Origin of the sequence: Centipeda infelix ATCC 43532, assembly GCF_000234095.1 — a bacterium.
GTDB classification, from domain to species: Bacteria; Bacillota; Negativicutes; order Selenomonadales; family Selenomonadaceae; genus Centipeda; species Centipeda infelix.
In genome coordinates this window covers 204,046-228,238 of sequence record NZ_JH376799.1, presented here as the reverse complement: position 1 = coordinate 228,238, position 24,193 = coordinate 204,046, and the positions used below count along the sequence as shown (strand labels likewise).

General features: G+C 57.6%; 25 protein-coding genes. 24 read left to right on the top strand and 1 reads right to left on the bottom strand.

The genetic code is table 11. The features are described 5' to 3' along the window. The first annotated feature begins 28 nt into the window (after window positions 1-28). Genes HMPREF9334_RS07105 through HMPREF9334_RS07090 form a run of 4 tightly spaced genes read left to right on the top strand, consistent with a single transcriptional unit; the run spans window position 29 to window position 3,942 of the window. Window positions 29-943, top strand: coding sequence for a DUF1385 domain-containing protein (locus HMPREF9334_RS07105; RefSeq protein ID WP_006692801.1), 915 nt, complete (start codon window positions 29-31; stop codon window positions 941-943). Beyond that, the gene (prfA, locus tag HMPREF9334_RS07100) at window positions 937-2,001 is read left to right on the top strand and encodes a peptide chain release factor 1 (protein WP_006692800.1); all 1,065 of its coding nucleotides are present in this window, start codon (window positions 937-939) and stop codon (window positions 1,999-2,001) included. Before HMPREF9334_RS07105 ends, prfA begins: the two co-directional genes overlap by 7 nt. Next, the gene (gene prmC, locus HMPREF9334_RS07095; RefSeq protein ID WP_006692799.1) at window positions 2,001-2,879 is read left to right on the top strand and encodes a peptide chain release factor N(5)-glutamine methyltransferase; all 879 of its coding nucleotides are present in this window, start codon (window positions 2,001-2,003) and stop codon (window positions 2,877-2,879) included. The genes prfA and prmC overlap by 1 nt, the downstream gene beginning before the upstream one ends. A 10-nt stretch (window positions 2,880-2,889) precedes the next feature. Next, window positions 2,890-3,942 carry an L-threonylcarbamoyladenylate synthase gene (locus HMPREF9334_RS07090; RefSeq protein WP_006692798.1) on the top strand — a complete coding sequence of 351 codons (1,053 nt, stop codon included), beginning with the start codon at window positions 2,890-2,892 and terminating at the stop codon, window positions 3,940-3,942. A gap of 208 nt (window positions 3,943-4,150) precedes the next feature. Here HMPREF9334_RS07090 and HMPREF9334_RS12325 read toward each other — a convergent pair whose 3' ends face one another. Further along, window positions 4,151-4,291 carry a hypothetical protein gene (locus HMPREF9334_RS12325; protein ID WP_169311789.1) on the bottom strand — a complete coding sequence of 47 codons (141 nt, stop codon included), beginning with the start codon at window positions 4,289-4,291 and terminating at the stop codon, window positions 4,151-4,153. A 153-nt stretch (window positions 4,292-4,444) separates the two neighbouring features. Here HMPREF9334_RS12325 and HMPREF9334_RS07085 point away from each other — a divergent pair, with 153 nt between their 5' ends. The 20 genes from HMPREF9334_RS07085 (at window position 4,445) to HMPREF9334_RS06990 (ending at window position 24,176) form a co-directional block, all read left to right on the top strand. Further along, a complete protein-coding gene (locus HMPREF9334_RS07085; protein ID WP_039957410.1) occupies window positions 4,445-5,113 on the top strand; it encodes a ComF family protein in 669 nt (222 codons plus the stop codon). A gap of 152 nt (window positions 5,114-5,265) precedes the next feature. Beyond that, on the top strand, window positions 5,266-6,951 hold the full coding sequence (ilvB, locus tag HMPREF9334_RS07080; protein WP_006692796.1) for a biosynthetic-type acetolactate synthase large subunit: 1,686 nt from the start codon (window positions 5,266-5,268) through the stop codon (window positions 6,949-6,951). 1 nt (window position 6,952) lies between these two features. Continuing rightward, entirely contained in the window at window positions 6,953-7,453 is a 501-nt protein-coding gene (gene ilvN / locus HMPREF9334_RS07075) for an acetolactate synthase small subunit (protein WP_006692795.1), read from the top strand. Window positions 7,454-7,519: 66 nt separating this feature from the next. Then, window positions 7,520-8,440, top strand: a complete 921-nt coding sequence (locus HMPREF9334_RS07070; protein ID WP_006692794.1) for a sugar ABC transporter substrate-binding protein — start codon at window positions 7,520-7,522, stop codon at window positions 8,438-8,440. A 13-nt stretch (window positions 8,441-8,453) separates the two neighbouring features. Beyond that, window positions 8,454-10,178, top strand: coding sequence for a methyl-accepting chemotaxis protein (locus HMPREF9334_RS07065; protein ID WP_006692793.1), 1,725 nt, complete (start codon window positions 8,454-8,456; stop codon window positions 10,176-10,178). Window positions 10,179-10,432: 254 nt separating this feature from the next. Then, entirely contained in the window at window positions 10,433-10,714 is a 282-nt protein-coding gene (gene groES, locus HMPREF9334_RS07060) for a co-chaperone GroES (RefSeq protein WP_006692792.1), read from the top strand. Between the two features lie 23 nt (window positions 10,715-10,737). Continuing rightward, the gene (groL, locus tag HMPREF9334_RS07055; RefSeq protein ID WP_006692791.1) at window positions 10,738-12,366 is read left to right on the top strand and encodes a chaperonin GroEL; all 1,629 of its coding nucleotides are present in this window, start codon (window positions 10,738-10,740) and stop codon (window positions 12,364-12,366) included. A gap of 196 nt (window positions 12,367-12,562) precedes the next feature. After that, complete coding sequence (locus HMPREF9334_RS07050) at window positions 12,563-13,885, top strand: NAD(P)H-dependent oxidoreductase (RefSeq protein WP_006692790.1); 1,323 nt, start codon at window positions 12,563-12,565, stop codon at window positions 13,883-13,885. A 247-nt stretch (window positions 13,886-14,132) separates the two neighbouring features. Continuing rightward, window positions 14,133-15,071: a sugar-binding transcriptional regulator gene (locus tag HMPREF9334_RS07045; protein WP_006692789.1), complete on the top strand. Its 939-nt coding sequence runs from the start codon at window positions 14,133-14,135 to the stop codon at window positions 15,069-15,071. Window positions 15,072-15,085: 14 nt separating this feature from the next. After that, a complete protein-coding gene (locus tag HMPREF9334_RS07040; protein ID WP_039957459.1) occupies window positions 15,086-15,478 on the top strand; it encodes a transcriptional regulator GutM in 393 nt (130 codons plus the stop codon). A 41-nt stretch (window positions 15,479-15,519) separates the two neighbouring features. Next, entirely contained in the window at window positions 15,520-16,074 is a 555-nt protein-coding gene (gene srlA, locus HMPREF9334_RS07035) for a PTS glucitol/sorbitol transporter subunit IIC (RefSeq protein WP_006692787.1), read from the top strand. A 24-nt stretch (window positions 16,075-16,098) separates the two neighbouring features. Then, on the top strand, window positions 16,099-17,094 hold the full coding sequence (srlE, locus tag HMPREF9334_RS07030; protein ID WP_006692786.1) for a PTS glucitol/sorbitol transporter subunit IIB: 996 nt from the start codon (window positions 16,099-16,101) through the stop codon (window positions 17,092-17,094). Between the two features lie 39 nt (window positions 17,095-17,133). After that, window positions 17,134-17,943, top strand: coding sequence for an SDR family oxidoreductase (locus HMPREF9334_RS07025; RefSeq protein WP_006692785.1), 810 nt, complete (start codon window positions 17,134-17,136; stop codon window positions 17,941-17,943). A 43-nt stretch (window positions 17,944-17,986) separates the two neighbouring features. Further along, window positions 17,987-18,358 (top strand): PTS glucitol/sorbitol transporter subunit IIA, encoded by a 372-nt coding sequence (locus HMPREF9334_RS07020; RefSeq protein ID WP_006692784.1) that lies wholly within the window; start codon window positions 17,987-17,989, stop codon window positions 18,356-18,358. Between the two features lie 166 nt (window positions 18,359-18,524). After that, entirely contained in the window at window positions 18,525-18,896 is a 372-nt protein-coding gene (locus HMPREF9334_RS07015; protein ID WP_006692783.1) for a PTS glucitol/sorbitol transporter subunit IIA, read from the top strand. A gap of 318 nt (window positions 18,897-19,214) precedes the next feature. After that, the gene (locus tag HMPREF9334_RS07010) at window positions 19,215-20,801 is read left to right on the top strand and encodes an ArnT family glycosyltransferase (protein WP_039957408.1); all 1,587 of its coding nucleotides are present in this window, start codon (window positions 19,215-19,217) and stop codon (window positions 20,799-20,801) included. Further along, on the top strand, window positions 20,798-21,766 hold the full coding sequence (locus tag HMPREF9334_RS07005; protein ID WP_006692781.1) for a glycosyltransferase family 2 protein: 969 nt from the start codon (window positions 20,798-20,800) through the stop codon (window positions 21,764-21,766). The genes HMPREF9334_RS07010 and HMPREF9334_RS07005 overlap by 4 nt, the downstream gene beginning before the upstream one ends. A 183-nt stretch (window positions 21,767-21,949) precedes the next feature. Beyond that, window positions 21,950-22,330, top strand: a complete 381-nt coding sequence (locus HMPREF9334_RS07000; RefSeq protein WP_006692780.1) for a desulfoferrodoxin family protein — start codon at window positions 21,950-21,952, stop codon at window positions 22,328-22,330. A gap of 149 nt (window positions 22,331-22,479) precedes the next feature. Then, a complete protein-coding gene (prmA, locus tag HMPREF9334_RS06995) occupies window positions 22,480-23,430 on the top strand; it encodes a 50S ribosomal protein L11 methyltransferase (protein ID WP_039957407.1) in 951 nt (316 codons plus the stop codon). Beyond that, the gene (locus HMPREF9334_RS06990; RefSeq protein WP_006692778.1) at window positions 23,430-24,176 is read left to right on the top strand and encodes a 16S rRNA (uracil(1498)-N(3))-methyltransferase; all 747 of its coding nucleotides are present in this window, start codon (window positions 23,430-23,432) and stop codon (window positions 24,174-24,176) included. Before prmA ends, HMPREF9334_RS06990 begins: the two co-directional genes overlap by 1 nt. The last annotated feature ends 17 nt before the right edge of the window (window positions 24,177-24,193 follow it).

Sequence of the window (24,193 nt, the reverse complement as noted above, 5' to 3'; positions counted from 1 at the left end):
CTCTTTTTTGGTACAGTAAGGAAATTTTATGCCAAAAAAAATAACCGACCTTGCGGTCGGCGGACAGGCGGTCATCGAAGGTGTCATGATGCGCGATGCGAATAAGACCGCAACCGCAGTGCGTCTTCCAAACGGGGAGATCGAAGTGGAGACACACCCTGTCACGTCGATTCGCGAGCGTTATCCCGCGCTGAATCTGCCGCTGATTCGCGGCTCCGTCATCATGGTCGAGTCCCTCGTCATCGGGATGCGTGCCCTCTCGTTCTCCGCACAGGCGGCGGGCGAGGAGGACGAGCAGATGACGAAGAAGGAGATTGCGATGACGATCCTCTTCGCACTCGTCCTTGCAAGTGTGCTCTTCATCGTCATCCCGACAGGGGCGGCGCATCTCGCGGCGGCGTATACGGATGACCCCGTCGTGTTCAATCTGATCGAGGGCGGCATTCGTCTGCTCGTCTTCCTCCTCTACATCTGGGGCATCTCGCTTATGGGCGGGATCCGCCGTGTGTTCCAGTACCACGGTGCGGAGCACAAGACCATCCATTGCTACGAGGCGGGGGAGGCTCTGACGGTGGAGAATGTGCAGAAGTTCCCGCGTCTGCATCCGCGCTGCGGGACGAACTTCCTGCTGATTGTCATGGTCGTCGCCATCGTCTTTCATGTCTTTTTCGGCTGGCCCGATCTCTGGCTGCGGATTCTGAGCCGTCTCGCCGTCCTGCCCGTGGTTGCGGGTGTCTCTTACGAGATCATCCGCTTTGCGGGGCGCAGTGAGAACCGCATCGTGCGCATCATGATTACGCCGGGGCTGTGGCTGCAATATCTGACGACGCGCCCGCCCGCCGATGAGATGGTGGAGGTCGCCATTGAAAGTCTCAAGGCGGTACTCCCGCCTGAGGATATCCCCGCAGGAAGTGGGAACTATCGAAAGGAAGTAACGTGTTAAGCAAACTGAATGCCGTTGCGGACAAATACCGCGAACTGGAGGCACTCCTCAGCGATCCCGACGTGATGGCAGATATGGAAAAATGGCAGCGTTACACGCGTGAGCACGCGGCACTCACGCCGATCATCGAGGCGTATACCGCCTATCAGCGGGCACTTGCGACCATCGACGAGGACAAGGAAATGCTCGCCGAGGCGGATGCCGAGATGAAGGAGATGCTCACCGAGGAGATTGCAGAGGCGGAGGAACGCCGTGACGCACTCGCGGAGCAGCTGCCGATTCTCCTCCTGCCGCGCGATCCGAACGATGACAAGAACGTCATTGTTGAGATTCGCGGCGGTGTCGGAGGAGAAGAAGCGGCACTCTTTGCGGCGAGCCTTTTCCGTATGTATGCGCGCTATGCCGAGCGGCAGGGCTGGCGGACGGAGATCCTGAGCAGCAACCCGACGGAGATCGGCGGTTTTAAGGAGATCTCCTTTCTTGTCAACGGTGCGGGCGCGTACAGTCGTCTGAAGTACGAGAGCGGCACGCATCGCGTGCAGCGCATTCCCGTCACGGAGTCGGGCGGCCGCATCCATACGTCGGCGGTTACGGTCGCCGTCCTGCCCGAGGCGGAGGAGGTCGAGGTCACTGTCGATGCGAACGACCTGCGCATCGACACCTACTGTGCCTCGGGTGCGGGCGGGCAGTACGTCAACCGTACGGAGACGGCGATCCGCATCACGCATATCCCAACGGGGATTGTCGTGCAGTGCCAGGATGAGAAGTCGCAGCTCAAGAACCGTGAGAAGGCGATGAAGGTGCTCCGCGCCCGTCTTTATGACCGTGCGCAGCAGGAGCAGGCGGACGCCGTCGCCGCCGACCGCCGCAGTCAGGTCGGCTCGGGTGACCGCAGCGAGCGCATTCGCACCTATAATTTCCCACAGGGGCGTGTGACCGATCACCGCATCGGGCTGACCCTCTACAAGATCGATGCGGTACTCGATGGTGAACTGGACGAGATTCTGGCGGGACTCATCACGGCGGATCAGGCAGAGCGTCTGAAACAGGTGAACTGATGACGGATGCGGTTTGGACGATTCAGCGGCTTCTCGCGTGGACGACCGATTTCTTTCGGGAGCGCGGGATCGAGAGCCCGCGCCTCGATGCGGAAGTTCTGCTCAGTGCGCTCCTCGGCAGGGATCGGATGTACCTCTATGTGCATTTCGATGAGCCGCTTGAGCCGGAGGAGCTTGCACGGTTTCGCGGCTATGTGAAGGAGCGTGCGGCGCATGTGCCGCTTGCGTATGTGCTCGGGCGGCGCGAGTTCATGGGGCTGGACTTTCGTGTGACGCGCGATACGCTCATCCCGCGCCCCGACACGGAGATCCTTGTGCAGTGCGCCGTGGACTTTCTGCGTGCGCGGCTGGAAGCGGGGGCGACGGCGTGCACCATTGCAGATATTGGGACGGGCACGGGGGCGATTGCGCTCTCGACACTCTACTATACGGAGGGAACACGCGCCGATGCGGTGGACATCTCACCTGCCGCTGCTGCAGTTGCGCGTGAAAATGCAGAGACGCTGGGACTGACGGAGCGCATCGACATCCATGTAGGGGATTTGCTTGCGCCGCTTGCGGGGCGGCTGTACGATATGATTCTTTCGAATCCGCCGTACATTCCCACGGCAGATATTGCGGGACTGATGCCCGATGTGCGCAGCTATGAGCCGCACCTCGCGCTCGACGGCGGCGTGGATGGGTTGGACATCTACCGCCGTCTGATGGCAGGCGCGCCCGCTCTCTTGAAAGAGGGGGGCGCAGTCGCCGTCGAGGTTGGGATTGATGAGGCGGCTGCCGTTGCGGCACTTGCGATGGCGCATCCGCGCATTGTACGGACGGAGATGCTGAAGGATCTCGGCGGAATTGAGCGCGTTGTGGTGGGGTATACGGAATAGGGAGGATACAATGGATACGGAGTTATTTCGTCCGACATCGCCCACAGATTTTGAGCGTGCCGCAGAGACGATCCGCAGCGGCGCGCTCGTTGCATTTCCGACGGAGACGGTCTACGGGCTCGGCGCAAACGGACTGGATGCGGCGGCGTGCGCGCGTATCTACGCGGCAAAGGGGCGTCCCTCCGACAATCCGCTCATCCTCCATATCGCCGACCTCGCTATGGCGCATGAGGTTGCCTCCGATGTTCCGCCGACGGCCGCGCACCTCCTTACGGTGTTTGCGCCCGGTCCTCTCACTGTCATTCTGCCGAAAGCCGCACGCATCCCCGATATCGTGACGGGCGGACTTCCGACCGTCGGTGTGCGCTGTCCTGACCACGATGTCGCGCGTCGTCTCATCCGTGCGGCAGGTGTGCCAATTGCTGCGCCGTCCGCGAACACATCGGGACGACCGAGCCCTACCTCGGCGGCGATGGTCTATGAGGATATGGCGGGACGCATTCCGCTCATTCTCGACGGCGGCAGCTGCCGCTTGGGAGTGGAGTCTACGATTGTCGACTGCACGGAGGAGGGGACTGTCACGATTCTGCGCCCCGGTGCTGTCACGCGCGAGATGATTGCAGCGGAACTGCCGCACATCGAGGTGCGCATGGATGCAGCTCTTACGGCTGCGGACGAAGCTCCACGCGCGCCCGGCATGAAGTACATGCACTATGCGCCGCGCGTGCCGCTCACCGTCTATGTGGGGACGGGGACAGATGTCGCAGCGGCGTTGAGAGAGGAGTTCTTGCGCCGCACGGCGGTAGGGGAGCGGCCGGCACTCATCGCAAGCAATGAAACCGTCATGGCACTTGCAGATCTCATCCCTGCGGCGTATACTTATCATTGCGGCGCACGCGGCAATCACAGCGCATTTGCATCCTGCCTTTACGACGCGCTCCGCCACTTTGATGATACGGACACCACTTCTCTCCTCGCTGAGGGAACGGGGGCAGTCGGGCTGGGGACTGCGATTATGAACCGTCTGCGCAAGGCGAGCGGCGGTGATATCCGTTTTGTGTGAGACAAGCTTGCGTGTTCCACGCAATCAAAAAACCGACAGCCGCTCTGTTTCGAGCAAGCTGCCGGCTAGTTCACAATTACCATAAAAGTTGAACACGTCCTTATTCAGTTGTTGGGTGTCACACGAACACCCTCTGTGCCCGTGCGAGCTTGTATTGTACGTTCAGCTGAAACCGTTTGGAGATCTCAAATATCATCCAATTTGCGCGCTAGGTTTTCGAAAAACGAATCGTACAGAGAAGATTGCCACGCATCCGACGGTTCGGGGTGGCGGCGCTGCGGTCATTCTTTGCCGATGCAATGCCGGATGAGATCAGCGATATACGTTTGCTGTCTCTGCGCTTCTTCAAAGATGCATTCCCATCAGGTGGAATGGTCACCGCGCTTTGAAAGCTGTGTCAATAGACATTCTCCTTTCTTGGATCTACACGTTACTCGGAGATATATCTCTTTCCTGCGTTTATCATATCATAAATACAGGATGTGCGCAACCGTTTTTTGGAATGATTGGAGAAATAGTGGTGTTCAGAGCATTTCTAAACTTCCTGTTTCCGCCGCGTTGCCCGAATTGTTCCGCCTACGTCGAGTGCAGGGGCGCGTTCTGTCCGACATGTGCGCAGCGACTGATCGGTCTGCACGTTCTCGCACGCATGGGGGATGCGCGGGAATACCTCGATGGTATATGGGCGTTTGCGCAGTATCGGGAGGGCGTACGTGACCTCCTTCGTGCGCTGAAATACCAAAAAAAGAGGGAAGCGCTCCCTGCGCTTCATACGATTCTCACGGCGGGGGCGGCTGTGCTGACGGGACTGCCGCACCCGCTCGTTGCCGTACCCGTTCCGCTTGCGCCGCAGCGTGTGCAGGACCGCGGGTTCAATCAGGCAGAGGCGATCTTTGCTCCGTGGCTCTCGTCGCATGGTATCGCGCTGTACGCACTTCTCGTCCGTACGCGCGAGACAGCGCCGCTCTATGAACAGACGCGTACGGAACGGCGGCGGGAACTCCGAGGTGCATTCGCCGTGACGGAGGGAACGTATGTCGAGGGGCGGGATGTTCTCCTCGTGGATGATATCATGACAACGGGGGCGACCCTCACCGAATGCGCACGCACGCTGAAACGTGCAGGAGCACGTCGCGTCTATGCCTTTGTGCTTGCGAGCGAGCATCTGTGAGCGGTGGTGTGGGGATTTGCTTGTAAAAAATATGAGAAAGCCCTATAATGAAAGAGTGTATTATGGGGATACAATTGAAAGTACCGACATGAGACCCCATATACGGGCTGCATGATCGGTGCTTTTATTGTTTAGGAGGGGTTCTATTGCAGATGAATGGTGCACGCGCTCTCTTGGAGAGCCTGAAGGCAGAGGGCGTCGAGGTCGTGTTTGGCTATCCGGGCGGTGCTGTCCTTACGCTTTACGATGAAGTTTATAAAATGAAATTCTCGCATATCCTAACGCGTCACGAGCAGGGGGCGGCGCACGCGGCGGATGGCTATGCCAGAGCCTCAGGCAAGGTCGGCGTTGCGTTTGCGACCTCGGGCCCCGGTGCAACGAATCTCGTGACGGGCATTGCGACGGCGCACATGGACTCCGTGCCGATGGTCTGCATCACGGGACAGGTCGCGAATCCGTACATCGGCAAAGATTCGTTCCAGGAGGCGGACATCGTCGGCATCACAACGCCGATCACGAAGCACAACTATCTCGTCAAGGACGTGAACGACATTCCGCGCGTGGTGAAGGAGGCGTTCTATATCGCGCGTACGGGTCGCCCCGGTGTCGTCGTCATTGACGTGGCAAAGGATGTCTTTGATAGGCCGATCGAGTACTGCTATCCGGAGATGGTGGAACTGCACGGCTATACGGGGGATGTCCCCTACGAGGTGCCCGCTGTATGGGAGGCGGTAGAGGCACTTGCTGCCGCGCATCGCCCCCTGCTCTTTGTGGGCGGCGGTGTCGTGCTCTCGGATACGTCGGAATATGTGCGTGAGCTCCTTACGCTGACGGGAATGCCGTCCGTTGCAACCCTCATGGGCATCGGCAGCGTTCCTGCAGAGACAGAGGGCTATACGGGCATGGCGGGGATGCACGGTGCCTATGCCTCGAACATGGCGATTCAGGAGTGCGACCTCCTGATCGCGCTCGGCACGCGCTTCAGCGACCGCGTAACAGGGAACACAGCGGCATTCGCACCGAAGGCGAAGATCGTGCACTTTGATATAGATCCGGCAGAGTTCAACAAAAATGTGTGCGCGGATATTTCCGTTATCGGCGATCTGCGCGAGACACTGCCCGCATTTCTGGATGTGGTGAAGAACAGCAGCACAGAGGAGCTTCCCGTGCGCTTCCGCCCGTGGCGCGGTGAGGTGCTCTCGATGGAGCGCGCCCATCCGCTTGGCTGGAAGGCATCGGAGGACATCCGCCCCGAGGAGCTTATCAGTCGTGTGCGTGAGCTCGTTCCGCAGGATGCGATCTGCGTTACGGATGTGGGGCAGCATCAGATGTGGGCGGCACAGTTCTTCGGCTGCACAGAACCGCGCCACTTCTTGACCTCGGGCGGCCTCGGTACGATGGGCTATGGCCTGCCCGCCGCGATCGGTGCGAAGCTCGCGCACCCCGACAAGGAGGTTGTTCTCATCACGGGCGACGGCAGCATCATGATGAACTGCCAGGAACTTGCGACGATGGCGGACAACGACATCGATGTGAAGATTGTCATCGTGCACAACTCCATCCTCGGCATGGTCGGGCAGTGGCAGCGGCTCTTCTACAGTCACCACTACTCCGCCTCGGAGCTCAAGGGCAAGACCGATTTTGTAAAGCTCGCCGAGGCGATGGGGGTCGCGGGCTGCCGTATCGAAACGCGGGAAGAGTTCGCGGAGGTGCTGCCGCAGGCTCTCCGCGCCAAGGGCGCGCGTCTCATCGATGTCATTGTGCCGCAGGAGGCGGATGTCGTACCGATGGTGCCGGGCGGCAAGCGGCTCGATCAGATGGTGCTCGGAGGGAGATAAGATGGATAAGTATTTGCTTGCCGTGCTCGTCGACAACAAGCCCGGCGTCCTCACGCATATCGCAGGACTCATCAGTCGCCGCGCATTCAACATCGAAAGCATCTCCGCCGGCTATACGGAGGAGCCGGATGTCACGCGCATCAACATCGTCGTCTCCGTTGCCTCGGAGAACGAGCTGCGGCAGGTTGTGACGCAGCTCTCGAAGCTCATCGACGTGGTGAAGATCGTCAACCTCACGCAGTTGGAGTCCATCACACGCGAGCTCGTGCTCATCAAGGTGCGCGCAACGAAGGAGAACCGTGCGGAGATCATCGATGTAGTGAACATTTTCCGCGCACGCATCGTGGATGTCGGCGTGGAGAACGTCGTCATCGAGCTGACAGGCGATGCAAAAAAGATCGATGCGCTCTCGGAGCTCCTGTCCGACTACGGCATCATCGAGACTGCGCGGACAGGTGCGATTGCGCTCTCGCGCGGACCTGTTCCGGTCAAGAAGATGTGATTCTTTGCGTCTGCGAACTATATGTTCCACACAGTCCGATTTTTCTGTGCGAAAGGAGAGATTACCATGAAAATGAGAATGTTGGGGCTGTTGCTCCTGCCTGCCGTGTGTTTCGGGCTGGCGGGCTGCGGGCTGATGGGAGGGAGTTCGGACCGCATCATCTATGCGAACTACGATGACAGTGACGGTTTCTGCACGCAGATCAAGGAGGCCTTTGCCGCGAAGGCGAAGGCGGACGGTGTCGAGGTCGAATTCCTCGACGCGAAGAGCGACGGCAATATGCAGATCGACCAGCTGAACGAGGCGATCAGCAGCGGTGCGGGGGCAATCATCCTGCTTGCTGCCGATGGTTCCAGCATCGTTAAGACCATTGAAAAGGCAAACGATGCGGGTATTCCCGTCATCACAGTCAACCGCAGCGTTGCGGGCGGACAGGTGCTCCGCGCCTATTCCGACGATGTAGAAGCAGGGCGTATGCAGGGCGAATACATGGCGGCGCATCTGCCGTCGAATGCGAAGATTGTGTACTTGCAGGGCGATGCGACCCAGAGCAGTGCCGTTGGGCGCTGGGAGGGGTTTAAGGCTGCGTGCCTGGACAAGCGTTCCGACGTTCAGCTGCTCTCGTTCGTGGATGCCGGATGGAGCAAGGCTGAGGCTTTGAAGACCATGATGCTCTGGATGAATATGTTCCCCGAGATCAATGGTGTCGTTGCGGGCAACGATGGTATGGCACTTGGTGCCGTTGCGGCTCTCAAGGGGGCGAACCGTCTCAAGGGATGCCTGGTGTCGGGCGTTGACGCGACCCCGGCAGGGCTCGCTGCCGTCGAGGCGGGAGAGATGGCGCAGACCATCAAGCAGGATGCAAAGGCACAGGGCGAGGGTGCCCTTACGCTTGCAGAGGGCTTCCTCAAGGGCAATCCGCCGAGTGGGGATCTCGCGATTCCGTTTACGTCCATCACAGCGGACAATATCGCACAGATGAAGTGAGGAGGGGAGTGCCATGAATTTGCCGTTCATCTCTGCGGAGGCAATGAAGGACTATGCCGTGCGGACAAAGGTGTTCATCCTGTCCGTATTCCTCTTGGCAGCCATCCTCGTTGTCGCCGTCGTCGGTATCTACTCGAACTATCAGGCGAAGCAGTCGCTTGACGATATGTATCATCACAACCTCATGACAACGCAGTATCTGAATGATGCGAATACGCGCCTGCGGAAGATCAGTGTCAACGTGCCGTACATCCTACAGGAGGGGATCACAGCGGATAACCGCAAGATTCTTGTCGACGATGTGCTCGGCAATTTGGCGGTGATCCGTCACGATATGGAGGAGCTCAAGAAGATTGACACGAGTGAGCGGGCACAGGCGACGATCGCCGACTTGGAAAAAAATCTGAGTGTTGCGACGGACAAGGTCGGTGCGGTCAACAATATGGGGACAACCCCCGAGGATCGCGTTGCGATTTTTGACAATCTTGCTGCGCTTACCATCATCTCAAGCAATATGGCGGTGCTCACACCCGATAACGTGTTCCAAGGGAAGCAGCTCTTTGAGGCGAACAATGTGCGCTATGAGCGTACCGTTTACAGTTTTATTATCATCATTGTCATTGCAGTAGGGTTTGGTATGATTGTATCCCGCCGCATTGCAGATAACATCTCCGATCCGCTCGCCTCCTCCATCGGACATCTGAGCGCTGTCGCGTCCGGAGACCTCTCACGCGAGATTCCACGCGAACTCTCTGACCGTGCGGATGAAATCGGTACGGTGGTCAAGGCCCTCGGCAAGATGCAGGGCTTTATGAAGCAGGTGCACGAGGAGGCGGAGCAGACCGATGCGATGGTTGCCGAGCTTGAGGAGATGCTGCACGGGCTCAACAATGACACGCAGGACATGTCTGCCGTGACCGAGGAGATGTCCGCAGGCATGGAGGAGACGGCAGCCTCTACATCTAGTGTCCAGCATCTCAGCGGTGAGCTGAATGATGGGATCAAGGGGGCATCAGACGCAGCACACGAGAGCGAGGAGTATACGCGCGAGGTTGCACAGCGTGCTGCCGATCTCCAGACGACGATGGAGCAGTCGCGTATCAATACGCGTCAGATCTACGGCTCGACGAAGTCAGCGGTCGCAGAGGCCATCGAATCCGCGAAGGTGGTCGATCAGATCGGACAGCTTACGCTGGAGATCTCGGAGATCGCCGAACAGACGAACCTCCTCGCGCTGAACGCGAGCATCGAAGCAGCGCGTGCAGGTGAGCAGGGGCGCGGCTTTGCCGTGGTCGCGGGTGAGGTCGGAAAGCTCGCCGAGCAGTCGCGCGGAACGGCAGAGAAGATCAAGGGGCTCACGGGGCAGGTTACGGGCTCGGTGCAGGCACTCTCTGACGGTACGCATAGGCTGCTCACCTTCATCGATGAAAACATTCGCGGCGACTATGACCTGATGGACAAGACGGCGGTGCAGTACAAGGCGGATGCGGAGTTCTTCCGCAAAACCGCAGAGGCGACAACGACGCGGTCACAGGAACTGCTTGGCTCCATCAGCGAGATGAATGCGGCGATGGAGGGCATACGCAACGCGACCCACGAGGGCGCGGAGGGCAACACGCGCATCGCTGAGAAGGTCGTCGGCATGGCGGCGGAGTACGAGAACATCCTCGCGAAGGTCCGGACCTTCAAGGAAGGGACGGCACGACTCAAAAACCTCGTAGCGGCATTTAAGGAGTAACGCTGCTGGGCATACCGCACACTTTTCTCGTTTGTTCCACTAGGGTTCGCTTAGTGGCATCGCTCCTATACACATAATTTTACACATTGTGCAAAGAGCCGTTTATGGCTCTTTGTTGTTTTTTTGACTTTTTTACAAAATACCTATTGACTTTTTGACTTAAAACGATTAGTATAGACATCGTAAGTTAGCACTCAGCAAATGAGAGTGCTAACACAATGAAAAGATTTGTATGAAACTAGGAGGCAGATACCATGATTAAGCCACTGGGCGAACGTGTTGTCATTGAAGTCGCGGAGAGCGATGTCACGACGGCGAGCGGCATTGTGCTCCCCGACACGGCGAAGGAAAAGCCGCAGAAGGGCAAGGTCGTTGCCGTTGGCACAGGAAAGCTGCTCGATAACGGCGAGCGCGCTGCGATGGAGGTCAAGGTCGGCGACGGCGTTGTCTTCTCGAAGTACTCGGGCTCTGAGATCAAGGTCGATGACAAGGACTACCTCATCGTTCGTGAGAGCGATATTCTGGCAATCCTGTAATAGATAACGTGGAGGCAATATAAATGGCAAAGCAGATTCTGTTTGACGAAGAGGCTCGCCGCGCACTCGGACGCGGTGTGGATGCACTGGCAAATGCGGTCAAGGTCACGCTTGGTCCCAAGGGGCGCAACGTCGTTCTGGATAAGAAATACGGCGCACCGACGATCACGAATGACGGCGTAACGATTGCACGCGATATCGAGCTTGAGGATCCGTTCGAGAACATGGGCGCACAGCTCGTGAAGGAAGTTGCGACGAAGACGAACGACATCGCGGGCGACGGCACGACGACGGCAACGCTTCTCGCACAGGCGATGATTCAGGAGGGGATGCGCAACGTCGTTGCGGGCGCAAACCCGATGATCGTCAAGAAGGGCATCGAGACGGCGGTCAAGACGCTCGTCGAGGAGATCAAGAGCAAGGCGCAGAAGGTCGAGACGAAGGCGAAGATCGCACAGGTTGCGGCAATCTCCTCCGGCGACGCAGAGGTCGGCGATCTCATCGCAGAGGCGATGGAGAAGGTCGGCAAGGATGGCGTCATCACGGTCGAGGAGTCCAAGTCGATGGACACGAACCTCTCGGTCGTCGAGGGTATGCAGTTCGACCGCGGCTACATCTCGCCGTACATGGTGACGGACACGGAGAAGATGGAAGCCGTCATGGATGATCCGTACGTGCTCATCACCGACCGCAAGATCTCGTCCGTTGCGGACATCCTGCCCGTCCTTGAGCAGGTTGTCAAGCAGGGCAAGCAGATCGTCATCATCGCCGAGGATCTCGACGGTGAGGCACTTGCAACGATTGTTGTCAACAAGCTGCGCGGCACGTTCAAGGCACTTGCCGTCAAGGCTCCGGGCTTCGGCGACCGCCGCAAGGCAATGCTCGAGGACATCGCAATCCTCACAGGCGGCACGGTCATCAGCGAGGAGATCGGCCGCAAGCTCGACAGCGTGACGCTCGAGGATCTCGGCCGTGCACGTCAGGTGCGTTCCACGAAGGAGGAGACGACGATCGTGGACGGTGCGGGCGACAAGGCGCAGATTGCGGCGCGTGTCGACCAGCTCAAGAAGCAGATCGCAGACACAACGTCCGACTTCGATCGTGAGAAGCTGCAGGAGCGTCTTGCAAAGCTCTCCGGCGGCGTGGCGGTTGTCGAGATCGGCGCAGCGACGGAAGTCGAGATGAAGGACAAGAAGTATCGCGTCGAGGATGCGCTCAACGCAACGCGTGCAGCGGTCGAAGAGGGCATTGTCGCCGGCGGCGGCACGACGTTCATCGACATCCTCCCGGCCCTTGACAAGATCAAGGCAGAGGGTGATGTGAAGGTCGGCGTTGAGATTGTCAAGCGTGCGATCGAGGCTCCTGTGCGTCAGATCGCGGAGAATGCGGGCCTTGAGGGCTCTGTCGTGGTCGACAGCGTCAAGAAGGCGGGCGACGGTGTTGGCTTCAACGCGCTCGAGAACACCTATGTCGACATGATCGGCGCGGGCATCGTTGATCCTGCGAAGGTCACGCGTTCCGCTCTGCAGAATGCGGCATCGATCGCGGCAATGGTGCTCACCACCGAGACGCTTGTCACCGACAAGCCGGAGCCGGAGGCTCCGATGCCGGCAGGTGCGCCTGGCATGGGCGGTATGGGCGGCATGATGTAATCGTCTGCACATCGGACAAAAGAATCGATACGAAGGGGTACGTTTCCGAATCGTTGGAAACGTACCCATTTTTGTTACGAAAGCACTGATAAATTCAGTGGAAGCGATATTGTACGAATGGAAATGCGGTGCTATACTAGATAAGACAAGAACTGAAAAGAATGTTTCGCCAAAGGGCGGGCGGAAGGAGTTTCGTATGCTGAATATGCACAAAAAGCTTGCAAAGCGCGAGGAAGAGGGCAAGATCATCCGCACGGGCATTGTGGGCGTGGGGCAGATGGGGCGCGGTCTGGTTGCGCAGATGGCCCTCATGAAGGGCATCATGCCCGCCATTGTTGCAGATCATACCCTTGAAAAGGTGATAAAAGCATTCCATAGTGCGGGCATCAGTGACGAGGATATCGCCGTTGCAAAGACGCTCGAAGAGGCAAACCATTTTATGGAGCAGGGCAAATACGTCGCGACGGAGAACGACGCGTTTATCTCGCACGCGAACCTCGTCGAGGTCGCCATTGACGTGACGGGCGTGCCCGAAGTCGGTGTGAAGATTGCAATCGACGCGATGAACAACAAGAAGCACGTCGTTATGATGGATGTCGAGACGGATGTGGTCATCGGCAGCTACCTCAAGAAGCTCGGCGACAAGAACGGTGTGATCTACACGGGCTCTGCGGGCGACGAGCCGGGCGCGGTCATGGAGCTCTACTCCTTCGCACGCGCAATCGGGCTCGATGTCAGGGTCATCGGCAAGGGCAAGAACAACAAGATCGACTATGACTGCAACCCCGACACCGTGTACGAGGAAGCGACGCGCCGCAAGATGAACCCACGCATGCTCACTTCCTTCAAGGACGGTACAAAGACCATGGTCGAGATGACGGCGATGTCGAATGCCACGGGATTTGTCCCCGACGTGATCGGCGGACACGGTGTCAGCGGATCGTCGGCGAATAGCTGTGCCGACCTCAACGCAGCATTCCGTCTCAAGGAGGATGGAGGTATTCTGAACCGCCACGGCGTTGTAGAGTATGTCAACGGCATTGCGCCGGGGGTCTTTATCACCGTCGCAAGTCCGAATGAGGATGCTGCGTATGTGATGGACTATCTCCAGATGGGGCACGGTCCCCTCTGGACACTCTACCGCCCCTATCATCTCTGCAACCTTGAGACGCCGCTCAGCGTGGCGAAGATCGTCATCGACGGTGAGCCGACCATCATCCCATTGGACGGCCCCGTGAGCGAGTGCATCACCGTTGCAAAGCGCGACCTCAGGGCGGGCGAGAGCCTCGATGGCATCGGCGGCTACACCACCTACGCTTCGATTGCAACCGCAGAGGAGACGTACCGAAATAGCTACGTCGTCTACCCCCTCGTCAACAAGAACGCACGCATGAAGTGTGACGTCAAGAAGGGCACACTTCTCACCCTCGACATGGTCGACCTCGATACCACGACCCAGCTCTATCAGGTGCGCAAAGAGCAGGACAAGATGTATAACAACGGCTATGCTCTGAAGTAAGTGTGAAAATTGATAAGGGGCACAAAGAAGAAAGAAACTCTGACCCGAAGAACGTCACATATGAGAAATATATTTCACAAACGTGACAATAAAAATTGAAAATAGCAAAAAAACGCCGTGAAACGTGGTTTTCACGGTGTTTTTTCTTGTCATTTTTTGCCCTTCACGTTATATTCAAGATGTCAGGATGACAAACGCGCGAAACCTTCACAAATGTGAAGATGTATTCTCCGAGGAGGAAAACAATATGCAGGCCGTGGATAAACGAATCCTTATCAAGGCGGCAAACCTCTACTATACGGATGGTTTGAAGCAGGGGGAAATCGCCGCACGACTCGGCGTTGATCGCACGACGGTGAGCAAGTATCTCAAGCGGGCACTTGCAGCGGGCATTGTCCGCATCATGGTTGAGACGGACAGCAACGAGGAACTGGAAAGCGCACTCGAGCGTCGCTTCGGTCTCCGTGAGGCATATGTCGTCGCGCACAGCATCGACCTTGAGCAGGTCAAGCGGCGTATGGCACAGGCGGGGCTGAGTCTCCTGCGGCGCATTGTGACCGACGGGCAGACCATCGGCCTTGCATGGGGGACGAGCATTCGTGAGCTGACGCGCTATGCGGCGGCGGAGCGGCTGCACCCGGTCGACGCGGACTTTGTTCCACTCGACGGTGGTCCTGAGAGCGTTGACAGCGAACTCCATGTGAATACGCTCTGCTACGAGCTAGCAAATGCGTTCGGCGGACGCAGTCACTACATCTACGCACCGGCGATTGCACGCACAGCGGAGATTGCAGCGGCGATTCGTCAGGATGTGAACTTTGAGCAGATCACGAATTTCTGGGAGCAGCTCGACATCGGCATTGTCGGTATCGGCGCACCCGTGAAGTCCTCGAATCTCGTCTGGATGGGCAGCTTCGGCAGAGAGGCGATTGAGAGTCTGCTGCGGGAGCGTGTGGTCGGTGAGATCTGCTCGATGTTCTACGATATCCAAGGAAAACCCGTTACCACGGAGTTCCATGACCGCATCATCGCCGTTGAGCTTGAACGCCTCCGTGCGCTCGACTACAGCATCGGCATGGCAGCATCGCGCGAGAAGGTGCCTGCGATCCTCGGGGCACTGCGCGGACATTTTATCAACGTCCTCATCACGGATGAGGAGACTGCAAAGATTCTTTTGAATGAATGAAAGGAACGATCACGATGCTCTGGCTTGCTCTGATTGCCGTACTCATGTGGGTGCTCCAACTTGTCTTGAGCATCCTGCAGTTCCGTCGCTTTGCGGCACATGTGAAGGAGATGCGCCGCGAGGGGCGTGTCGCCATCGGCAAGGCAAAGGGCCGTTTTGTCGCAGGGGCAATCGTTCTTTTCGTCATCGACCCCGCATGTAACATTGTACGCGGCGAGATTATGAAGGGCGTCACCGTGTTTGCGGGCTTTCGTTCCTTTGATGATTTCACGGGCAGAAATCTGCTCGATCTCACGGAGGCGGATGTCGTCTCCTATGACCGTCAGACGCGTCGCGCCGTACTCGGTGCACGCGAAGAGTATATCATCTATCAGGAGCAGGGGGAGACCCTTGCCAGTCACGCATAACTCTGATTTGATTTCGTTTCCACAGGAAAGGAGACACATTCATGGATACCTTGATTCTGTTTGCCGAGGGCTTTATCGGCATGTTCAACAAGGGCGGCGAAACCCTCATCGGCTGGGTTTCGGGCATCATCCCGACCCTCGTCTGCCTGCTCGTCGCGATGAATGCAATTGTGTTCTTCGTCGGCAACGAGCGCGTCGAGAAGTTCGCCCATCTCTGTGCGGGAAACCCGATCTCGCGCTACGTTGTCCTCCCGTTCATCGGTGTATTCTTCCTCTGCAACCCGATGGCACTCTCGCTCGGCAAATTCCTGCCCGAGTACTACAAACCTTCCTACTATGCGGCGGCATCCTCCGCATGCCACACGATGAACGGCATGTTCCCGCATGTCAATCCCGGCGAAATGTTCGTCTTTCTCGGTGTTGCGAACGGTATCACGACTCTCGGACTGCCGTACACGGATCTCGCACTGCGCTATCTGCTCGTCGGTCTTATCGTTAACTTTCTGCGCGGCTGGCTCACGGACTTTACGACGGCATACGTGCAGCGTCAGCAGGGCGTGCAGCTCAGCAAAGAACCGGCAGTGCTCAAAAGCTAAGGCAATCGGAGAGGAGAACATATCATGAGTGCATACAAGAGCGTCATCGTATCGGCAGGCTCGGGCGGTTTTGGCGGGCCTCTTACCCTTACGCCGGATGAGAAGCGGAACAAGATCGTCAACATTACGGGCGGTGTGATCTCGGATGTTGCCGTGCGTCTTGGGGAGATGACGGGTGCGGAGGTCGTGGACGGCTTCAAGACCAGCGTCCTCGAGGATGAGATTCTCGCAGCGGTCATTGACTGCGGCGGTACGCTGCGCTGCGGCATCTACCCGCAGAAGCGCATCTTCACCATCAACATCAAGCAGACGGGTGCCTCGGGGCCGCTCGCGCAGTACATCAAGCCGGACATCTACGTCTCGGCGGTCAAGCCTGCAAATATCGCATTCAGCGACGGCACGGCTGCGCCTGCAGCAGCTCCCGCAGCGGCGCAGACGGAGGAAGCAAAGCCGAAGTACGACACCTCGAAGAAGATCACGGAGCAGTCCGGCAGCCTCATGGCAAAGGTCGGACAGATGATGGGCGGCATTGTCGCGACATTCTATCAGGCGGGACGCGAATCCATCAATACACTGATTACAACGATTCTGCCGTTTATGGCATTTGTTTCCATGCTGATCGGTGTCATTCTCGGCTCGGGCTTCGGCGACTTCGTGGCGCATTTTGTCTCGCCGCTCGCGGCATCCCCGATCGGGCTTGTCATCCTCGCACTGATCTGCTCGTTCCCGCTCCTTTCCCCGTTCCTTGGACCTGGGGCGGTCATCGCACAGGTCGTCGGCGTGCTCATCGGCGTTGAGATCGGACTCGGACACATCCCGCCGAACCTCGCGCTCCCCGCAGTCTTTGCGATCAACGTGCAGTGCGCCTGCGACTTCATCCCTGTCGGTCTCGGCCTCGCTGAGGCGGATGCAAAGACCGTCGAGATCGGCGTGCCCGCCGTCCTGTATTCGCGCTTTATGACCGGCCCTCTCGCCGTCATCATCGCGTGGGTCGCAAGTGCCGGACTTTATGAGAACTGAGCTGTTTCGCTGGAAAATCGTGCAGAAGGAGAATAGATTATGAGCTGGTTGCATCTGGAAGGAAAAACGGCAATCGTCACGGGCGGTGCGTCAGGCATCGGCAAGGCGGTCGTGGAGGGCTTTTTGGCGCAGGGCGCGAACGTCGTCGTCTGTGATATGAACCCTGAGCCTCCCGAATTTGACGAAACACGTGGTAAGGTTCTCTACGTTGTCACCGATGTGACGAAGCGTGCGAGCGTCGAGGCAATGGTGGAGAAGGCAAAGAAGAGGTTTGGCAGCATCGACATCCTCGTCAACAATGCCGGCATCAATATCCCGCGCCTTCTCGTCGACCCGAACGACCCGCACGGGAAGTACGAACTGGACGACAGCGTATTCGAGAAGGTCACGGCGGTCAACCTGAAGGGGGTCTACCTCTGTGCACAGGCAGTCGGGCGCGAGCTCGTCGCACAGGGACACGGCGTACTCATCAACATGAGCTCCGAGAGCGGCATCGAGGGCTCTGAGGGACAGAGCATCTACGCCGCGACAAAGAACGCCGTCAACTCCTTTACGCGTTCGTGGGCAAAGGAGTTCGGAAAGTACGGCGTGCGCGTCATCGGCGTTGCACCCGGCATTCTTGAAGCGACGGGGCTGCGTACCCTCGCCTATGAGGAAGCACTCGCCTATACGCGCGGCATCACGGTTGATGATCTGCGCAAGGGCTATGCGAGCACGAAGACTACACCGCTCGGACGCAGCGGCAAGCTCGCCGAGGTCGCCGACCTTGTTGTCTACCTCGCCTCCGAGCGTGCCTCCTACATCCACGGCGTCACCTACAACGTCGCGGGCGGCAAGACGCGCGGCTGAGATTGGCAGAAGCGGAACATTCGATACAGCAGGAGGATGCAGCATGAAATACTATTGCGAAATCACGGGCTGGGGCGATGAGGCTCTTCTCTTCCTCGACAATCCGGACACGAACTTCATTATTATCTTCAACGACAATGCGCCTGCGGAGCTGGCGTCGTTCTCCGTGCTCCATGCGCCGGCAAACTACAATGCAGATCCCGCCGTCGGTGACACGATGGCCGTCTGCGACAAGGTGTTTACCATCACGGCGATTGGAGACGAAGCTCTTCATACGCTGAAGGAGCTTGGCCACTGCACCCTTTCGTTCAAGGGCGGTGATGCAGCGGAGCGTCCGGGCTGCATCATGCTGCAGGGCGACGAACCGCTGACGAAGGATGATATCAAGGCGGGCACGACGATCGAAGTTTACTGAATCAAATCCGTTTATAGAGATATCACTACGTGTGCAGCTCATCCAAGAGGATGGGCTGTTTTCTTTATGATAACACACGCCTCCTTTGCTCTTTACTAAATCATGGGGATATAGTATGATATATCCAGAGAGCTATTAGGATTTCCGTGAGACGGGAGGATGCAGCATGAAATTCCACTGTAAGATCACACGTTGGGGCGATGAGGCCCTTCTTTTCCTCGACGATCCGAACGCGAATTTTATCATTATTTTCAACGATGATGCGCCGGAGGAGTTGGTGGAGTTTTCTGTGCTCCATACATCGACGAAGTACAGCGAAGATCCTGCCGTCGGTGATACGGTGATCGTTTGCGACAAGCAATTTACGATCACGGCGATCGGAGATGAGGCCCTTCATACGCTGAGGTCGCTCGGGCATTGTACGCTCTCGTTCAAGGGCGGCACTGCGGCGGAGCGTCCCGGCTGCATCATGCTCCAGGGAGATGTGCCGCTCACAAAGGATGATATCAAGGCAGGAGCTGCCATCGAAATCCATTGAGTGCCTATTTTATGGGGACTGCCGCAGCAGCGGCGGCTCCCTTTTTTGTGTCTGTCATTGCCAAACAAATGACGGTGTACTCGTGTTCGATTGTAAAAAATTTTTTATATGGTACAATGCAGATGATTTCAAGGAATCGCTGATAAAATGAAGTCCGTCAGATTGGTACAGATTTTTTGTTCGATCAAGGAGACAAACCGGACGCATAGCCAAAGCTATGTGGAGGATTTGCCGACAAAGACAGGGCGAAAAAGATGTGCTAAGACGGCGCGGCTGAATTTATCAGTGCTTCCTCAAATATGTGAGGTGTATATCTGCGTGAATGACGAAAAAAATCTTGCATGGCCGGTCTATCTCGTCCTGCTCGTTATCATATCCTTTCAGATCCTGTTCGGCATCGGCGGGACGGCGCTGCTCGATCCCGATGAGCCCGTCTATGCGGAGACAGCGAAGGAGATGATCCACTTTGGCGACTATCTTTCGCCGCGCATCTACAACGAGTTCTGGTATGATAAGCCGCCGATCTTCTACTGGCTGGTTGTGGCATCACTGAAGCTGTTCGGCGGATTCAGCGAGATCGCGGCACGGCTGCCCGCCGCACTCATGGCGATCGGCTCGATCCTCATGACGGCGCTTGCGTCAGCACGTCTCTTCGGTGCGCGGACGGGCTTCTGGTCGGGGCTGGTCATGGGGACGAGCATCATCCTCATGTATATGGGAAAGGCATCCGTGACCGACAGTACGCTGCTCTTCTTTATGACAGCGGCGCTCTTCTCCTTTATCCATCGCCAGTACTGGCTGATGTATCTTGCGTGCGGGCTTGCGGTGATGACCAAGGGACCGATTGGCGTGGTTTTCCCGGCAGGGATTGTCTTTTTCTATTTGCTTGCGACACGCCAGTTGGAGCGGCTCTTTCGTATGCATGTCCTGCGCGGTCTCCTGCTCGTCGTTGTCGTCGGTCTGCCGTGGTATCTCTATATGTATGAGATGCACGGCATGGCATTTATCTACGAGTTCATCGGCTTCCACAACGTCAGCCGCTTCACCGCACCGCTCCATCCCGTGCGTGCACATTGGTGGTTCTACCTGCCCGTCGTGCTCCTCGGCTTCTTCCCGTGGACAGGGCTGCTCATCCAGTCGGTGAAAAATGCGTTTCGCCACAGCTTTGGTGAGGAGGCACAACAGCTCGCCTTCTTTCAGGTGTGGTGGATCTTCGTATTTGTATTTTTCTCCATCGCGCAGACGAAGCAGGTCTCCTATATGCTGCTCCTGACCCCTGCGCTCGCGACGATCATCGGGTGGAATCTCGCGCGGATGCTTGAGGATTGGCGGCAGACCCATTTCGCGTGGGCAGGCGGCAGTGCACTCATGTTCCTCGTTTTGGGGTTGGGCTGGCTCATGAGTGGGGACAGCCTCGCGCCGCTCGCCGAGGGCGGTCTCTGGCTCGGTACGATCACGCTTCTCCTCGGTGCGGCAATCGTCTACTGTATCACAGCGTCCCATGACCTCATGCGTGCGGCATGGCTGCACGTTGGCGCGGGTGTCGTCACCATGGTGATCGCATTCGGCTTTATGATGCCCGCAATCGAGGGGCATTTCAGCGTCAAGCAGCTTGCACTCCACTACGCTGCAAACTATCATGCGGCGGCAGAGGCGGAAGGGCGTGCGCTCTACATCGACAAACAGCTGCGTCCGGGTGTGATGCTCTACACGGACATCCCCGGCATCGAGGCGGACACAAACCATGCTGAGTCTCTTGCTGCTCTGCGTGCAGATGAACGTCCAAAGTACATCATCATGCGTGACTTCATGTATCAGAAGATGAAGAAGGAGCTCGGTGCGGAGCACTGGCAGCTTGTCGAGGAGAAGGATGGTCTCTGTATCTTTAAGGATGATGTGGAATGACGGCACCTGTACTCTATCTCGTTGTGCCCTGCTACAACGAACAGGAAGTACTGGACGATACGGCGGAGAAGCTTGGACAGAAACTGACCGCGCTGATTGCGGCAGAAAAGGTGAGCCCACAGAGCCGCATCGCCTTTGTCAATGACGGCAGCCGCGACCGCACATGGGAGCTGATCGCGGCGTGCACAGAGCGCAGTTCGCTCTTTTCGGGCATCAACCTCGCGCATAACGAGGGCCATCAGAACGCCCTGCTCGCAGGACTGATGACCGTTCTTCCGTATGCAGATGTGACGATTAGCATGGATGCAGATTTGCAGGACGATATCGACGCGATCGATGCGATGCTCGAAAAGCATGCGGCAGGCGCGAACATCGTCTACGGTGTGCGCGAAAACCGTGCGTCGGATACCTTTCTCAAGCGTTTTACGGCGGAGAGTTTCTATCGTGTCATGCGTGCGCTTGGCGCGGACATCGTGTTCAACCATGCAGATTTTCGTCTGATGGATCGGCGCGCACTCACGGCACTTGCGGAGTACGCCGAGGTCAACCTCTTCCTGCGCGGAATCGTGCCCATGATCGGGCTCAGGCATGATATTGTTTACTACACGCGCAGACAGCGTCTCGCAGGTGACTCCAAATATCCGTGGCGGCGCATGGCTGCGTTTGCGTGGGAGGGTGTGACCTCGCTCTCGGCGCGTCCAATTCGTCTGATCTCGCAGATGGGGATGTTCATCTCGTTCATCAGCGGCCTGATGCTCATTTGGTCGATTGTGCGCCACTTCATCGGCGAGACGATTGTCGGCTGGACGAGTCTCGTCGTCTCGCTCTGGTTTCTCGGCGGACTGATCCTGCTTTCGATCGGTGTCATCGGTGAGTACGTTGCGAAGATCTACCTTGAGGTCAAACGTCGTCCGCGCTATCTTGTGCAGGATTTTATTGATACGAATACGGAGGATAGAAAATAAAATTTTTCTCGAAAATTTTTTGGGAGAAAAGAAGGAGAATTTTATTTTGTGGAGAATTATTATTCGTGAAAGAGAAAATAGATACGGTCTATGGCATCTTTCACACTCCACAATGTTTCTATCATTTACTTTGCTGTGTATTTACGATAGGAAGCAAATGCTTCCGCAATAGGAGGGTTAACTATGTCAGTATTTTATCTTGCAGGCAAGAGCCATGTGGTCGAGGTTTACGGTGATGAGGCTCTGGATCTCGCGTGCTGCGGTACGCCGCTGAAGGCGATCGATCCGAACTCGGTCGATGCGGCGAAGGAGAAGCACGTTCCCGTGGCGACGTACGATGCCGCGAAGAACGAGGTGCATGTCACGGTCGGCTCGGTCACGCATCCGATGACCGAGGAGCATCTCATCGCCTACATCATCCTTGTGACAAAGAAGGGCGTTCAGCGCGTCAACCTCACAGCGACGGATGCACCCGAGGCGACGTTCCGTCTCGCGGACGGCGATGCGCCGGTGAAGGTCATCGAGTTCTGCAACCTGCATGGGCTCTGGCAGACGGAGTTCTGAGAAATCCGCATAGAGAGAAGGCCGCCGCATATTCTTGCGACGGCTTTTTATCCTCTTTGGCAAAAAAATATCGCATTTCCAATCTTCTTCCTGTATAATGAATCTCATCGATGGAGAAAAATTTGGAAGAAGTTATAGGGGGCGATGGAATGCGCTGGGCACAGGTGAGCGTTGTCACGACGCACGAGGGCGCGGATCTCATAGGGAATATCCTGATGGAGCTCGGCGCGGCAGGGACGGAGATCGACGATCCGTCGCTCGTGAACGAGTACATCGATGCGGGGCTTTGGGACTACACCGATCTGCCGCGTGCCGAGGACACGGACACGGTCACCGTGCGTGCCTACCTGCCCGAGGACGCGCGTCTGGAGGGCAGTCTCCTGACGCTCGCGGAGCGTGTGGAGAATCTGCGCGGTGTGGATGCGCCCATCGGTGCGGGGACGATCTCGCACACGTTTGTTGCCGATGAGGACTGGGCGGAGACATGGAAAGCCTACATCCACACGGAGAAGATCGGGCGACGCATTGTTGTGCGCCCGACGTGGGAGGAGTACACGCCGCAGGGAGATGAGATCGTCATCGACCTCGACCCCGGCGCAGCGTTTGGTACAGGCGCACACGCGACGACGGCGATGTGTCTGCGATGGCTGGAACACATCGTGTGCCCGCAGATGCGCGTCTACGATGTGGGCTGTGGCTCGGGCATCCTCGCGATTGCCGCATCGAAGCTCGGCGCGGGCGAGGTCATTGCAATGGACTACGATCCCGTGGCGGTCTCCGTTGCAGAGGAAAATATCCGCGCAAACAATGTTACGAACGTCGCCGTGTTCGAGAGCGACCTGCTCTCCATCTGCGCGGGCACAGAGCCGGCGGAGCTCATCACGGCGAACATCATCGCCGATATCATCATCCGCCTCTTTGACCAACTCGATCGCCATCTCGCGCCGGGCGGGATTCTGCTCGCCTCGGGCATCATCGACGACCGCATTGTGGATGTTGAACGCGCAGCGACGGAGCATGGCTATACCGTGCTCGATATGACCTGTGAAAAGGAATGGGCGGCGATGATTATCCGCCGCAGCTCGGAGTTGAAGCTCTGATGCGACGCTTGTTTTATGCGGGGGAGTTCGCGGAGGAGATCGAGATCACGGACGGTGATGCACACCATCTCGCGCGTGTTATGCGTGCGCAGCTCGGAGACGAGGTCGTCGTTGCAGATGGTGACGGGCGGACTGCCCGCATGCGTGTCAGCGGGATTGACCGCGATGCTGTGCGCCTTCATCTGGTGGAGTATATGGCACCCGAAGTGTCTGCATCCACGGAGGTCATTCTCGTGCAGGCACTTCTCAAGGGCGAGAAGATGGACTTTGTCGTGCAAAAGGCGGTTGAGCTTGGTGCATCCGCACTCTATCCGATCGAGACGGAGCACGTCGTCGTGCGCTACGATGCGAAAAAGGCAGCGGCGAAGTCTGTGCGCTGGCAGAAGATTGCGGACGAGGCGGCAAAGCAATGTGGGCGCAGTGCATTGATGCGCGTTGCGGCGATTGCGCCGCTCTTTGCGCTCTTGCAGGATGCGGCACTTTTTGACACACCCGATACGGCAGTTGTATTCTGCTACGAAGCGGAACACACGCAGTCCATGCGCACGGTGCTGCGCTCCGTCGACGCGCGGCGCATCGTTCTCATCGTTGGTGCGGAGGGGGGATTTTCCCCCACCGAGGCAGCGGCAATCCAAGTGGCGGGGGCGCAGTCCGTTTCGCTTGGACGATTGATTCTGCGCGCGGAGACGGCGGCACTTGCGGCTCTTGCCGTGACGCAGTACGAACTGGGTAATTTTGCGTTTTGATGATTCAGAAAGGAAAA